The following is a 14,225-nucleotide window of genomic DNA, read 5'->3' on the forward strand; positions in this document are numbered from 1 at the left end:
GGGCGCCGAGGCGCCCGTTTCGTTATCTGGCTGCGGTCGTTCGTCAGCCGCGCGCGGCGACGGGCTTGTAGTCGCGAAGCGTCGCGCCGGTGTAGAGCTGACGCGGACGACCGATGCGCTGATGCGGGTCCTCGATCATTTCCTTCCACTGCGCGATCCAGCCGACGGTGCGGGCGACCGCGAAGAGCACGGTGAACATGGTCGTGGGGAAGCCCAGCGCCTTCAGCGTGATGCCGGAATAGAAGTCGACGTTCGGATAGAGCTTCTTTTCGACGAAGTAGGGGTCGTGAAGCGCGATCTGCTCGAGCTCCATCGCGACTTCCAGAAGCGGATCGTCCTTGATGCCGAGCTCGTCCAGAACCTCGTGGCAGGTCTGCTGCATGATCTTCGCGCGGGGATCGTAGTTCTTGTAGACGCGATGCCCGAAGCCCATCAGGCGGAACGGGTCGTTCTTGTCCTTGGCGCGGGCGATGTATTCGGGAATGCGGTCCTTCGTGCCGATCTCCGTCAGCATGTTCAGCGCCGCCTCGTTCGCGCCGCCATGCGCGGGGCCCCAGAGACAGGCGATGCCGGCGGCGACGCAGGCGAAGGGGTTGGCGCCCGACGAGCCGGCCAGTCGGACGGTCGAGGTCGAGGCGTTCTGCTCGTGATCGGCATGGAGGATGAAGATCCGATCCATGGCGCGGGCGAGAACCGGGTTGATCTTGTAGGGTTCGCAGGGAACCGCGAAGCACATGTGCAGGAAGTTTTCCGCGTAGGAGAGATCGTTGCGCGGATAAACGAAGGGCTGGCCCACATGGTACTTGTAGGCCATGGCGGCGAGCGTCGGCGTCTTGGCGACCATGCGGATCGAGGCGACCATGCGCTGGTGCGGATCGGCGATGTCAGTGGAATCGTGATAGAAGGCGGAGAGCGCGCCGACCGAGCCGACCATGACGGCCATCGGATGCGCGTCGCGGCGGAAGCCGGAGTAGAAGCGCGACATCTGCTCGTGCACCATCGTGTGGCGCGTCACGCGATAGATGAAGTCGCTCTTTTCGCGGGCCGAGGGCAGCTCGCCATAGAGAAGGAGATAGCAGGTCTCCAGGAAATCGCCCTGCTCGGCGAGCTGGTCGATCGGGTAGCCACGATGCAGAAGAACGCCTTCGTCGCCGTCGATATAGGTGATCTTCGATTCGCAGGAAGCGGTCGAGGAGAACCCGGGATCGTAGGTAAAAACGCCGGTATCCTTATAAAGGGCCGTGACGTCGACGACGTCCGGTCCCATCGTGCCGCTGCGCATTTCGAGGCTCGCGTTCTTCTCGCCCACCGCTATGCTTGCCGCGCGCTTCGTCATGCGTTTCCCCTTCTTCGAAAGCCGGTTGAGCGCGGGCTTTTGCACTGCACCCACCTGCGCAGCATTGCGTAGCGCAAAGCCGCAACGCCAGCAAGTTGGCCACGCAACTCTGGCGCAAGCCTCTGCTTCACTCAGAAAAACAAACGATTAGACCGCCTGGTCTTCCAATCTCGCCAGCGACTCTTCCCGGCCGAGAACGGCGAGAACGTCGAAGACGCCCGGCGATGTGGTCCGGCCGGTCAGAGCGGCGCGAAGCGGCTGGGCGGCCTTTCCGAGCTTCAGTCCTTCCGCTTCGGCGAACTCGCGGACCACCGCTTCGAGCGCTGCCGGCGTCCACTCGGATGCGGCTGCGAGGCGCGGCGTCAGCTCCGCGACGATCCGGCGACCCTCGCCGTCGAGCAGCGCCTTGGCCGCGTCTTCCACGGCGAGGGGCCGCTCGGCGAAGAGATAGGCCGAGCTCTCGCAGAGCTCGACGAGCGTCTTCGCCCGCTCCTTCAGGCCCGGCATGGCGGCGGTCAGCTTCTCTCGGATTTCGGCATCCGGCCGACCTTTGAGAATCGATCCGTTGGAAAGATGGTCGCGCTCGACCATCAGGGTTTCGACAAGTTCCTCGTCGGAACTGCCGCGGATGTGATGGCCGCTGAGGGCGTTCAGCTTGGCGAAGTCGAAGCGGGAGGCGCCCTTGTTGATGTCGGCGGTGTCGAACCAGGAGATCATGTTCTCCATCGACATGATCTCGTCGTCGCCGTGGCTCCAGCCGAGGCGGGCGAGATAGTTGAGGAGGGCTTTGGGCATATAGCCCATCTCGCGATAGGCCTCGACGCCGAGCGCCCCGTGGCGCTTGGAGAGCTTGGCGCCGTCGGCGCCGTGGATCAGCGGGATATGCGCCATGACGGGAATGTCCCAGCCCATGGCCTGATAGATGAGCGTCTGGCGCCCCGCATTTGTCAGATGGTCGTCGCCGCGAACGATGTGGGTGACGCCCATGTCGTGGTCGTCGACGACGACGGCATGCATGTAGGTGGGCGTGCCGTCGGAGCGCAGCAGCACGAAATCGTCGAGGTCGCGGTTGGGGAAGCGCACATCCCCCTGCACCACGTCGCGAACCAGGGTCTCGCCGTTCTGCGGCGCGCGGATGCGGATCACGTAGGGTGCGCCTTCCGGCGCCTCCGCGGGATCGCGATCCCGCCAGCGGCCGTCATAGCGCGGCGGGCGCTTCTCGGCCTTGGCCTTCTCGCGCATCTCCTCCAGCTCCGCCTGCGTGGCGAAGCACTTGTAGGCTTTGCCCTCCGCCACCAGCGCCTCGGCGACCTCGCGGTGCCGCGGGGCGCGCTCGAACTGCGAGATCGGCGGCTCGTCCGCCTCGAGCCCGAGCCAGGAGAGGCCCTCGATGATCGCCGTAACCGCGGCCTCGCTGGAGCGCTCCCGATCGGTGTCCTCGATGCGCAGCAGCATGCGCCCGCCCGTGTGGCGGGCGTAGAGCCAGTTGAAGAGGGCCGTTCGCGCGCCGCCGATATGGAGATAGCCGGTCGGGGAGGGTGCGAAGCGGGTGACGACGCGATCCGTCATGGAGATGTCCGTGATTGGGTGAACGGGCCGGTCTTGCCGGGTGCGGCCGACGATTTCCATCGGCTTTCGATCGGCGGTGTGTAGCATAGGGCCGAAGAGAGACAAGCAGCGGCCGGAGGGCGAGAGGGTTGCACGCCGCCGGCGAGGACGAAGCAAGGCAACGGGAGCGGCTCGCTGCCCCGCAGATCGGCATGCGCGTTCGCCGGCTGCGCCGTCGCGTCTCGGCCTTGCGAAGGCCGACGCTCGCGGACCTCGCCGAAGGGTGGGCCGACGCCCTGGAAGCCGAGGCCAAGGCGCGCTCGGCCTTCTTCCTCATTCCCATCGGCCTGATGATCGGCATCGCCATCACGGACGGCGCCGGCTTTCGCATGGGCCTTCCTCCCGCGCTGGCCATCGCCTTGCCGATGCTGGCATGGGCGCGCCATCTCGGCGGGCGCGGGTTGCTCGGCGCCTTCGTTCTGGTGCTCGCCTTCACGTTCGCGGGCATGGTGCTGGCGCTCGGCGAACTCGCTCTGACGAAGACGACCACCTTCTCCGGCGAGGCGACCGTTCGCATCGATGGCCGCGTCGCCTGGCGGGATCGGGACGAGCGCGAGCGCATGCGCTATCTCGTTCGCATCGAGGAGACGGAGCGGCCGCAGCTTTCGCACCCGCCGGAGATCGCCTCGATCCTCGTCTCCAGCCGCCACGAGCCGATTCCCGTCGGCGGGCGTTTCGAGGGGCTCGTGCGCCTGCGCGCGCCTTCCGGACCAGCCTATCCCGGCGCCTACGATTTCGCCTTCGCTCCCTATTTCCAGGGGCGCGGCGCCAACGGCTTCGCCCTCGGTCCGCCCGAACCCGTCGAGGCTTCGACCATCGAGGCGACGCTCGGCGAGCGTCTCGTGCGACTGCGTCTCGCGATGAGCGATCGTATTCGCGCGGTTATCGGCGGCGGGGCGGGCGCCGTCGCGTCAGCCCTCATCACGGGCGAAAGGAGCGGCATCCCGGACGACATCAACGACTGGCTTCGCGCGACGGGGCTGTCGCATGTCCTTTCCATTTCGGGGCTGCACATGGCTCTCGTGGCGGGCTTCGCCATGGTTCTGGTGCGCGGGCTTCTCGCCGCCATTCCCAGCGTGGCGCTGACATGGCCGACCAAGAAGATCGCGGCCGTCGCGGCGCTTCTGGTGGCGACGGCCTATCTCGTCATTTCGGGCAGCGACGTTGCGACCGACCGGTCCTACGTGATGCTCTCGATCATGCTCGCGGCGATCCTCGTCGACCGTCCCGCGCTCACCCTGCGCAATGTCGCAATCGCCGCGATCGTCGTCATGCTGACGACGCCCCATGCGGTCGTCACCGCCAGCTTTCAGATGTCCTTCTCCGCGACGGCGGCCCTCGTCGGCGTCTACGGGGCGTTTTCCCGGCACCGGGCGCAAAGCTCCGGCGGCAGACGCGAGCGACACGCCGCGATCGCGATTCTCGTCTTCCTTCTCGGCCTCGCTGCCTCGTCGACCATCGCCGGGCTCGCGACGGCGCCTTACGCGGCCTATCATTTCCAGCGGATCGCGCCGTATGGCGTCATCGCCAATCTGATCGCCGTTCCCATCTTCTCCTTCTGGATCATGCCTCTGGCGCTGATCGCGGCGCTCGCCATGCCCTTCGGGCTCGATGCGCCATTCCTCATCCTGATCGGCTGGGCCCTCGATCTCGTCTTCGCAATGGCCGAGGTGCTGGCGTCCCATTTGCCGGACGCGCCGAGCGGGCGCCTGACGACGACCGGTCTTCTCGTCGTCACCGCCGCGCTCCTGCTCGCCTGCCTTTCGGCCAGCCGTCTGCGGTGGGGCGCCGCGCCCCTGGCGGCGCTGGGACTAATCCTGCTTCCCGAACGCGGCGCGCCGCCGGACCTCCTCGTCTACGAAGACGGTCGCGAACTCGCCCTCATCGACGCCGCCGGCGACCTTCAGCCGCTCCGACGACGCCCGAACGATTTCGTCTTCGATCAATGGTTCCGCGCCTTTTCAAACCAGACGCCACTGGATCGGAAGCCGGTGACGGAGGTTCGATCGGCGGTATCCGATCCCGGTGAGCGGGCTCCGCGACCGGACCGGCTTGAAGCGTCGAATGCATCGACGCAGGGAGCAGAGCCATCGCAGGCCGTGCAACTGGCCAAGGATTTGGAGAAGCCTTCGCAGACGAGCGAGCTGGAGCCACGCTTGTCAAGCGCATCGATCGAAGGGGAACTCGTCCAGCAAGAGGAGAACGGCTCGTCCGGCGACTCGCCGTCCATGACGGCCGGCTTTACGTGCGAGCCCAGTCCGATACCCGACGAGGAACGCGGCATGTCCCGGCTGAAATCTGAACGGGCCGGCACGGGTGTCCGCGACGCTTCGGCCACCCTGGCCCCCGCTGTGAGCAGCGAGATGTCGCCCCCCGTCTCAACAGACGGGAACCAGACTCCGGACACTGAGCCGAAGACTGCGACATCCCTGACCTCGCGTCTCGGTTCCGAACACCGGACATCGAACGGAGCGGATGTTAACAGCCGCTTGACCGATTCATTGGAGACGTCGCCGGACGCTGCATCAAGTTCGGCGCAAGTGATCCACCGTCGGAGCGGAAAGGCCTCCCGTTCCGGGAGCGCTCCGACCCGAAAGCCGCCCCCGCCGCGGCAGATTTGCCGTGCAACGACTCGTAGCGGACTTCGTGTCGCCTGGACCGACGATTATCGGCTCCTCGGCACCGTCTGCGACACGGCCGATATCGCCATCGTCGCACGGGCGGTCGCCCGACGCGAATGCCGGTCCGGCGCCCGGCTCGTGACGCTGCGCACCCTTCGAGAGACCGGGTCGCTCGCGATCTCCCGCGACGCCGAAAGCGGTCGCCCCGTCATCGAAGTCTCGATCAAGGACCCCGACGAGCCCTGGAACCTCCATCGAAAGGCCGCTTGGCCGGAACACTGGAAAAATCCGAACCGCGAAGCGGAGCCTGCACGACCACCGGAACCCGGTCCGTCCCTCCAGACCCGTTGAGCACAAAGACCATCCAGCCATGCAGCGCTCAAAACCCGCTTCCGGCGCTCGAACACCCTTGACTGGGCGAACTGAACGTCCGCTCGAGCCTTTCGGCGGCCGGCACCCAGCGTCTTATCAATCAGGGGAGGCGGGATCATCAGCCGCCGCCATGACGCGCACACAGCGCTTGCCGAGCGAGTCGAGGTGCCACGCCGGAAGCCAGCGGACCCTCTCATCGGGGCCGCCGGTATCGGCCATCCATCAAGGTTCCAAAGACCGCGCGCAGCAGCGAGTGTCAGTTGACTGACGTCGATGAGATCGAACGCACTCGCATCGGCGTCGCCGCCTGTTCAAGGCCGACAGCCCTCGACGCATCGCGTTCGACGCCCTCCCAGGGTTCAGTACTTGCGGATCAGCCCGACCAGACGCCCCTGAACCTTGACGCGATCCGATTCGAAGACGCGCGTCTCGTAGGCGGGATTGGCGGCCTCCAGGGCGATGGTCGTGCCCTTGCGGCGGAATCGCTTCAGGGTCGCTTCCTCGTCGTCCACGAGGGCGACGATGATGTCGCCCTGGGTCGCCGTCTCGGACTTGCGGATGACGACCGTGTCGCCGTCCAGAATGCCGGCCTCGATCATCGAATCGCCACGGACCTCCAGCGCGTAATGCTCGCCGGCACCGATCATGTCCGGCGGCAGGGTCAGCGAATGCGTGTTGGTCTGGATCGCGGAAATCGGGACGCCGGCGGCGATCCGGCCCATGACGGGGATGGTGATCGACCCTTCGCCGCGAAGAGGCGAGCGACCCGATTTCGGGATGGGTTCCACCTGGGGCTGGGCGACCGGCTCGCGGTCCGGCTTCGATCCTTCGATCACGACCGGCTTGAAGCCTGTCTGCGCGCGTGCGCCGGAGCCCATCGAGTCCGGCAGCTTCAGGATTTCCAACGCTCGCGCGCGGTTGGGAAGCCGCCGGATGAAGCCGCGCTCCTCGAGCGCCGTGATCAGGCGGTGGATGCCGGACTTCGACTTCAGATCCAACGCATCCTTCATCTCGTCGAAGGAGGGGGGCACTCCCGCTTCCCGAAGACGCTCATGAATGAACATGAGGAGATCGTGCTGCTTGCGCGTCAGCATTGCGGCGAATCCTGCTAAAACAAAACCTGAACAAACCTATCTGTTCTAGTTGTGTTCCGCAAGCATGCGGGCAATCCCCGACGACAGTTCGACAGCCTTCATTAACGTGGGTTCAATCCAGCCGAACGAAGCGACAGGCATCGCCGGCCTTCGCGGCGGGCGCGTGGGGAGGGCGGAGGAGGAGCACGTCGGCGCGCGCGTAGACCGAGAGAAGCGAGGAATCCTGTCGTCCGGCGGGATTGACGATCGGGCGGACGGCGGAGGCCTCGTCGATCGTCGAGCGGATGAAGTCGGCGCGAAGATCGTTTTCGGGCATGTCGGCACCGAGAATGCCGTCGCGATAGATCGTGCGCTCGGGCCGTCCGGCGAGAGCGGCGACGAGCGGCTTCAGGAACAGCGTCGCCGCGACCATGCTGGAGGCCGGGTTGCCAGGCAGTCCGATCAGGCGCATCGGCCCGAGCCGCCCGGCCATCAGCGGCTTGCCCGGCCGCATCGCGACCTTCCAGAAGTCGAGTTCGACATTCTTGGCCGCGAAGACCTTGCCGACGAGATCGTGGTCGCCGACGGAGGCGCCGCCGATCGTGACCAGAATGTCGGCCCCATCGGCGATGGCTCTGTCGATCCGGCCGGCGATCTCCGCCTCGTCGTCGCGCGCGATTCCGTAGTCGAGCACCTCTGCGCCGGCATCCTCGACCATGGCCGCGACGCCGAACGTATTGGACGCGACGATCTGCGACGGTCCGACCGGGCTGCCGGGGAGGACGAGTTCGTCTCCGGTCGCAAGGATCGCGACGCGAGGCCGCGCGATGACATCGAGGCGCGGATGCCCTCCGCTCGCGGCGAGCGCGATGGCGCCGGAGGTCAGACGCTTGCCCTTGAGGACGAGAGTATCGCCGCGCGAGAAATCCGCTCCGGCCCTTCGGATATGGCGACCCGCAAGGACGGGTTCGGTGGGGAGGACGAGGCCCGGCGCCGGCCGCTCCGCATTCTCCTGGATGAGAATCGCATCGGCTCCGGGTGGGACGGGAGCGCCGGTGAAGATGCGGACGGCTTCCCCCGCTCCGATACGGCCTTCGAACGCGCGGCCCGCGGCCGATTCGCCGATGAGGCGAAGCGGCTGGAAGGGCGCCCGGACGTCTTCGGCGCGCAGCGCGTAGCCATCCATGGCGGAGGCGTCGAAATCGGGCTGGGTGCGCGTCGCCAGGAGATCGGCGGCCAGGACGCGCCCATGGGCGGAGCGCAGTTCGACGCTCTGCGTGCGGCCGACGGGCTCCACGCCGTGCGTCAGCCGCTCGAAGGCGTCCTCGACGGAAAGGAGGCTCACGCCGGCCCGCCCGATGTCCAGTCGCCGGACTTTCCGCCGGTCTTCTCGACGAGGCGGACGGCGGTGATCTCCATGCCGCGATCGACCGCCTTCGCCATGTCGTAGATGGTGAGGCATGCGACCGTGACGGCCGTCAGCGCCTCCATCTCCACGCCCGTGCGGCCGGTCAGTTGCGCCGTCGCGGAAACGCGCAGGCCGGGAAGGGCGGGTTCGGCCTCGATCTCGACGGCGACCTTGTCGAGCGCGAGCGGGTGGCAGAGCGGAATGAGGTCCGAGGTGCGCTTGGCGGCCATGATGCCGGCGATCCGGGCGACGGCGATGACGTCGCCCTTCTTGGCGCTGCCCGAGCGGATCAGCTCCAGCGTTTCCGGCGCCATCAGCACGAGGCCTTCCGCACGGGCGAAGCGCTTGGTCTCGTCCTTGCCGCCGACATCGACCATCGCCGCCGCGCCGGTGGCATCGAGATGGGTGAGGCGCGGTCCGCCTGTCTCGCTCATGCCGCGGCCACGGACAGGGCGGAGCGATCGAGGAGGGCGCGGGTCGCGGCTTCGACATCCGCCTGCCGCATGAGGCTCTCCCCGACCAGGAAGGTCTCAATGCCCGTCCGGGATAAGCGCGCGCAGTCGGCCGGCGTGAAGATGCCGCTCTCGCCGACGAGAATGCGATCGGCAGGAACCAGCGGGGCGAGGCGCTCGGACGTGGCGAGATCGGTCTCGAAGGTGCGAAGGTTCCGATTGTTGATGCCGAGCAGAGGCGAGGCCAGGCGGAGCGCCCGCTCGGTTTCCGCCTCGTCGTGGACCTCGATGAGCACGTCGAGCCCATAGGCGATGGCGGCCGCTTCCAGATCGACAGCGGTCGCGTCGTCGATCGCGGCCATGATGATGAGGATCGCATCCGCGCCCCAGGCCCGCGCCTCGGCCACCTGATAGGTCTCGAAGAGGAAATCCTTGCGCAGGGCAGGCAGGTTCGTCGCGTTCCGGCCGGCGGCGAGGAAGGTCGGATCGCCCTGGAACGAGGGTTTGTCGGTGAGGATGCTGAGACAGGCCGCGCCGCCGCTCTCGTAGGCAGACGCCAGCGAGGCCGGATCGAAATCGGCCCGGATGAGGCCCTTGGACGGGCTCGCCTTCTTGATCTCCGCGATCAACGCATAGGCGCCCGCCTCGTGCTTGCGGCGGATGGCGGCCGCGAAGCCGCGCGGCTTTTCCACGCCGGATGCGATGCCTTCGAGATCGGCCAGCGAGCAGCGGTTCTTCGCCTCCCGGATTTCCTCGCGCTTGTAGGCCTCGATCGACTTCAGGATATCGGTCATGACGGGTCTCCCGAATGGCTGACGGCGACGAGCGTTTCGAGCGCCGTGCGAGCGCGTCCCGACGCGATGGAGTCGCGCGCCCGCTCGACGCCCTCTTTCAGATGGGCCGCATGCCCGGCCATGACGAGGGCGCCTGCCGTGTTGAGAAGCACGATGTCGCGATAGCCGCCCTCGGCCCCGTCGAGCACGCCGCGCAGCGCGACCGCGTTCTCATCGGCATTGCCGCCCTTGATCGCCTCGATCGGCCAACGGCTTAGGCCGGCCTCTTCGGGCGTCACCTCGAACTCGGAAATGGCGCCGCCCGAGAGCGCGGCCACCCGTGTCGTGCCGGAAACGCTCATTTCGTCCAGTCCGTCGCCATGGACGACCCAGGCCTCTGCCGTGCCCAGCGCCTTCAGCGTCTCGGCGATCGGGCGCACCCATTCGTTCGAGAAGACGCCGACGAGGAGGCGCCCGACTCCGGCCGGATTGGCGAGCGGGCCGAGGAGATTGAAGATGGTGCGCGTGCCGAGTTCGACGCGGCTCGGGCCGACGAAGCGCATGGCCGCGTGATGCGACGGCGCGAACATGAAGCCGAGGCCGGCCTCGTCGATCGTGCGCGAAATCTCGGCCGGCGAGAGATCGACCTTGACGCCGAGCGCCATCAGAACGTCGGCCGAGCCGGACTTGGAGGAGAGCGCCCGATTGCCGTGCTTGGCGACCTTCACGCCGCAGCCCGCCAGCACGAAGGCCGAGCAGGTCGAGACGTTGAGGGTGCCGGCGTGATCGCCGCCGGTGCCGACGATGTCGACGGCGCCCTCCGGCGCCCGCACCGGCAGCATGTTCGCCCGCATCACCGAGACCGCGCCCGCGATCTCGTCCACGGTCTCGCCGCGCACGCGCAGCGCCATGAGGAAGCCGCCGATCTGCGACGGTGTCGCCTCGCCGGACATCATGACGCCGAAGGCGGCTTCCGCTTCGGCGCGGGACAGCGCCTCGCCGGCGGCGACCTTGGCGAGGAAGGGTTTCAGGGTCTGGCTCATCGGATCTGCGTGCGCACCTGCTCCAGCGCCTGCGGGTTGCGCCGCACTGGATAGGTGGCCTCGAGCTCGGAAATGTAGGTTTCGAAGAAGTCGTTGCGAAGAAGTGCGTCGAGCTGATCCGACTGCTCCTTGGCGACATTGGCGAGAGGATCGGCGGCGGTCGCCACCTCCGTCACCTTCAGGAGGAGCTTCGAGCGCCCGTCCGCCGCCGGGGCGACGGCGATATGTCCGGACTTTCCGCCGAAGGCCGCGATGGCGCCCTCGCGGCCAATTTCGCCGGGTGCCGTCTGGCGGCTGATCGAGGCGGCAGTGCTCTTTTCCAGCTTTTCCGAAGCGGCGATCTGGTCGATCGTCTCGCCGCCTTCCAGGCGCTTCTGCAAGGGCGCGATCCGCTCGCTCAGGAGTCTTTCCGTCTCGTCGGCCTTCCAGTCGGCGAGGACGCGCTCGCGTGCCTCGTCCAGCGTCCGCTCGCGGGCCTGGTCGATCTTCGCCACCTCGTAGAAGAGGCTTCCGCCCGCCGGAAGATTGAGCGGCAGGTTCTCGGTCTCGGCCTCGGTCGTGAAGACCGAGCGCAGGAACTCCTGCGAAGCGGGCAGGTCCGCGACCGGTTTGTCCGACGCATCGAGGCCCGACAGGCTGATGGCGGGGATCGTCTTGACCTCGAGCCCAGCCGCCTTCGCGGCTTCCTCGAAGGTCTGGCCGCCGGCGCGCGCATCCTCGAAGGCGTCGTAGACCTGGCGGGTCGCCCCGGCGGCCGTCTCGAGCGCGAGGGCGGTGCGGATCTCGTCGCGCACGTCCTCCAGCGGCCTGCGGCTTTCCGGCTGAACCTCCGTGACGCGCAGGATGGCAGGCCCGAAGGCGCCTTCGACGACGGCGGACACCGTGTTCGGCGCCAGCGCGAAGGCGGCGTCGGCAATGGCGGGATCGGGGATCTCGGACTTGGCAAGAAGGCCGAGCTGCGTATCCTCGACGCTGCGGCCGCTCTTCACGACCGCCTGCTCGAAGAGCTCGCCACCGTCGAGCGCCGTCTTGGCGGCGTCTGCGGCAGCGCTGTCGGCATAGACGATCTGCTGCACGCGGCGCTTCTCGGGCGTCACGTAGCGCGCGCCGCTCTTTTCGTAGTCGGCGGCGATCTGCTCCTCCGTGACGGCAGCGGGATCGGAGATCGATTCGGGCGTCAGGACCGCATAGGCGACCGAGCGATACTCGGGCGCGCGATAGCGCGACGTGTGCTCCTCGAAATACTTGGCCAGCACGTCCGCCGCCGGGTCGGCGATCGGCTCGACGAGGGCCGGCGCGAAGGTGAGATATTCCACCGTCCGCCTCTCGCCATTGTAGAGGCCGAAGGCCGTCTTCACGACGGCCGGGGAGGTGACGCCGTCCGTGATCGCCTCGGTGATCTGGCTGCGCACGGCCGCCTTCTCGCGATTGCGGATGAACTCGGCCTCGCGCATTCCGATGTCGCGCATGATGTTGGCGAAGGCGGCGCGCGAGAAGCCGCCGCCCGCGTCCTGAAAGGACGGATCGTCCGCGATCAGACGGGCCAGCCGCTCTTCGGACAGGCCGAGGCCCAGCTTGCGGCCCTGTTCGTCGAGCACCGCGTCGGAGGTCAACTTGAGCAGGACCTGCGCATCGAGGTCGGCGCGCTGCATGTCCTCCTGCGTCGGCCGGCGCTGCAGGCGCTGTATCAGCGCATTCTCCGAAAGGCGAAAGGCGAGGCGATAGTCGGACTGCGAGATTTCCGTGTCGCCTGCCGACAGCACCGTGCCGGACGTGGTGCCGGTGAAGAAGCTGGAGAAGCCGGTCACGACGAAGGCGACGACGACGAAGCCGAGCAGCAGCTTGACGCCGAGACCCGAAGCGCTCTTGCGCAGTTGTTTCATCATGGTGATCACTCCTCGTGAGCCGGCGCTGCGGTCGCGCCGCGCATCCTGGCGACACCTCGGCATCGCGGGGGCCGAACACCGCTGAAGACAGCGGCGTCGGACGTTGCGCCTTTCTAGGAAACTGTCGGCAGGGTAGGCAAGCCGGCCGGCCGATTGATTTCAGGCCGTTGCCATCTGCAACGTGCCTGCGCTACCTCAGGGCCGAACTCCGGGCGCCGCGATCAAAAGGAAAAGAAGCATGGCACGACAGCCCCTGATCGCCGGGAACTGGAAGATGAACGGCTCGCTCGCCGCGCTGGCCGAGCTCGAAGCCATGGTGGAAGCGGCCGAGGCGGGCCTCGGGGCACGCCTTCTGATCTGCCCCCCCGCAACGCTTCTCTCGGGCGCCGCGGAGATCGCGAACGGCGTCGTCGCGATCGGCGGGCAGGACTGCCACACGGGCACGAGCGGCGCCCATACCGGCGACGTCTCGGCGGAGATGCTGAAGGATATCGGTGCGTCCCATGTGATTCTCGGCCATTCCGAGCGTCGCGCGGACCATGGGGAGACCGACGCCCTGGTGCGCGCCAAGACGGAAGCGGCCTGGAAAGCCGGCCTCGTCGCCGTCGTCTGCATCGGCGAGACGCAAGGGCAGCGCGACGCCGGCGAGACGTTGGACGTGCTCGGCACCCAGCTTGCCGGCTCGCTTCCGGACGGCGTGAGCGAAGCGACGACGGTCGTCGCCTACGAGCCCGTCTGGGCCATCGGCACGGGGCGGACGCCGACCGCGGGCGATGTCGCCGAGGTCCATGCCTTCCTTCGCAAGACGATCGTCGAGCGCTTCGGCGAGGCGGTGGGGCAGGGGGTTGCGCTTCTCTACGGCGGGTCGGTGAAGCCGTCCAACGCGGCCGAACTCCTCGGCGTCGCGAATGTCGACGGCGCGCTCGTCGGCGGCGCGAGCTTGAAGGCGGACGATTTCATTGCGATATGCCGGGCTGCCAGCCCGTCCTGATCGACCCTCCTTTCCGCGAAAGCATTTGGATTTAGCGGAACCCTCCTATAGAAGGCGCGCGTCTTACCCATTCGGGCGCGTGCGAAGAAGTCTATGGCTCATATCCTCATCGTCATCCACCTTTTGATCGTCGTCGCGCTGATCGTCGTGGTCCTGCTCCAGCGGTCGGAGGGCGGCGCGCTCGGCATCGGCGGTGGCGGCGGCGGCCTGATGAGCGCGCGCGGCGCTGCGAACGCGCTGACGCGAACGACCGCGATTCTGGCCGCGGCCTTCTTCGTGACGTCGCTGGCACTCGGACTTCTCGCCCGCTACGGCGGCCAGCCGACAGACATTCTGCAGCAGATCGAGCGGAACCAGGGCGCGCCCGGCGCGGCGACGGGTTCGGCACCGGCCGGCAACCTGCTCGACCAGATCGGCGGCGCTCCCGCGCCCGAGACGACCACGGCTCCGGCGACGACCGCTCCTGCGGCTACGGCACCGGCCGCGACGGCTCCGGCCGAACCGGCGACGACGCCCGCACCGGCGACGGATGCCGCGCCTGCAACGCCGGCGGCTCCGGCCGACAGCGCTCCGGCGACCGGTACGCCGGCGCCTTCGACGAAAACGACGACGCCGGCCACTCCGGCACAGTAACCACCGAACGTCCCATCCTGCGACGACGG

At 67.6% G+C, this 14,225-nt stretch carries 11 protein-coding genes; 3 read left to right on the forward strand and 8 right to left on the reverse strand.

Translation table 11 applies throughout. From position 1 onward, the window contains the following. Window positions 1-43 precede the first annotated feature (43 nt). A complete protein-coding gene (gene gltA / locus ASG62_RS13850; protein ID WP_056691341.1) occupies window positions 44-1,336 on the reverse strand; it encodes a citrate synthase in 1,293 nt (430 codons plus the stop codon). Window positions 1,337-1,483: 147 nt separating this feature from the next. Then, a complete protein-coding gene (gltX, locus tag ASG62_RS13855; protein ID WP_413814207.1) occupies window positions 1,484-2,965 on the reverse strand; it encodes a glutamate--tRNA ligase in 1,482 nt (493 codons plus the stop codon). A gap of 131 nt (window positions 2,966-3,096) precedes the next feature. On the opposite strand from gltX, the gene ASG62_RS13860 reads away from it, so the two are divergent. Then, the gene (locus ASG62_RS13860; protein ID WP_156382137.1) at window positions 3,097-5,916 is read left to right on the forward strand and encodes a ComEC/Rec2 family competence protein; all 2,820 of its coding nucleotides are present in this window, start codon (window positions 3,097-3,099) and stop codon (window positions 5,914-5,916) included. Window positions 5,917-6,296: 380 nt separating this feature from the next. On the opposite strand, the gene lexA is transcribed toward ASG62_RS13860, so the two are convergent. The 6 genes from lexA to ASG62_RS13890 form a co-directional block, all read right to left on the reverse strand. Then, window positions 6,297-7,031 (reverse strand): transcriptional repressor LexA, encoded by a 735-nt coding sequence (lexA, locus tag ASG62_RS13865; RefSeq protein ID WP_056691346.1) that lies wholly within the window; start codon window positions 7,029-7,031, stop codon window positions 6,297-6,299. A gap of 112 nt (window positions 7,032-7,143) precedes the next feature. Then, window positions 7,144-8,355, reverse strand: coding sequence for a gephyrin-like molybdotransferase Glp (gene glp / locus ASG62_RS13870; RefSeq protein WP_056691348.1), 1,212 nt, complete (start codon window positions 8,353-8,355; stop codon window positions 7,144-7,146). Beyond that, window positions 8,352-8,852 carry a cyclic pyranopterin monophosphate synthase MoaC gene (moaC, locus tag ASG62_RS13875; protein WP_056691351.1) on the reverse strand — a complete coding sequence of 167 codons (501 nt, stop codon included), beginning with the start codon at window positions 8,850-8,852 and terminating at the stop codon, window positions 8,352-8,354. The genes glp and moaC overlap by 4 nt, the downstream gene beginning before the upstream one ends. Next, window positions 8,849-9,664, reverse strand: coding sequence for an indole-3-glycerol phosphate synthase TrpC (trpC, locus tag ASG62_RS13880; RefSeq protein WP_056691354.1), 816 nt, complete (start codon window positions 9,662-9,664; stop codon window positions 8,849-8,851). The genes moaC and trpC overlap by 4 nt, the downstream gene beginning before the upstream one ends. Next, the gene (gene trpD / locus ASG62_RS13885; protein ID WP_056691358.1) at window positions 9,661-10,686 is read right to left on the reverse strand and encodes an anthranilate phosphoribosyltransferase; all 1,026 of its coding nucleotides are present in this window, start codon (window positions 10,684-10,686) and stop codon (window positions 9,661-9,663) included. Before trpD ends, trpC begins: the two co-directional genes overlap by 4 nt. Next, window positions 10,683-12,572: a peptidylprolyl isomerase gene (locus ASG62_RS13890; RefSeq protein ID WP_056691360.1), complete on the reverse strand. Its 1,890-nt coding sequence runs from the start codon at window positions 12,570-12,572 to the stop codon at window positions 10,683-10,685. Before ASG62_RS13890 ends, trpD begins: the two co-directional genes overlap by 4 nt. A gap of 238 nt (window positions 12,573-12,810) precedes the next feature. Here ASG62_RS13890 and tpiA point away from each other — a divergent pair, with 238 nt between their 5' ends. Further along, window positions 12,811-13,563: a triose-phosphate isomerase gene (gene tpiA, locus ASG62_RS13895; protein WP_056691362.1), complete on the forward strand. Its 753-nt coding sequence runs from the start codon at window positions 12,811-12,813 to the stop codon at window positions 13,561-13,563. A 93-nt stretch (window positions 13,564-13,656) separates the two neighbouring features. After that, window positions 13,657-14,196 (forward strand): preprotein translocase subunit SecG, encoded by a 540-nt coding sequence (secG, locus tag ASG62_RS13900; RefSeq protein ID WP_056691365.1) that lies wholly within the window; start codon window positions 13,657-13,659, stop codon window positions 14,194-14,196. The last annotated feature ends 29 nt before the right edge of the window (window positions 14,197-14,225 follow it).

The organism is Aureimonas sp. Leaf427, from assembly GCF_001425485.1.
Taxonomy (GTDB): domain Bacteria; phylum Pseudomonadota; class Alphaproteobacteria; order Rhizobiales; family Rhizobiaceae; genus Plantimonas.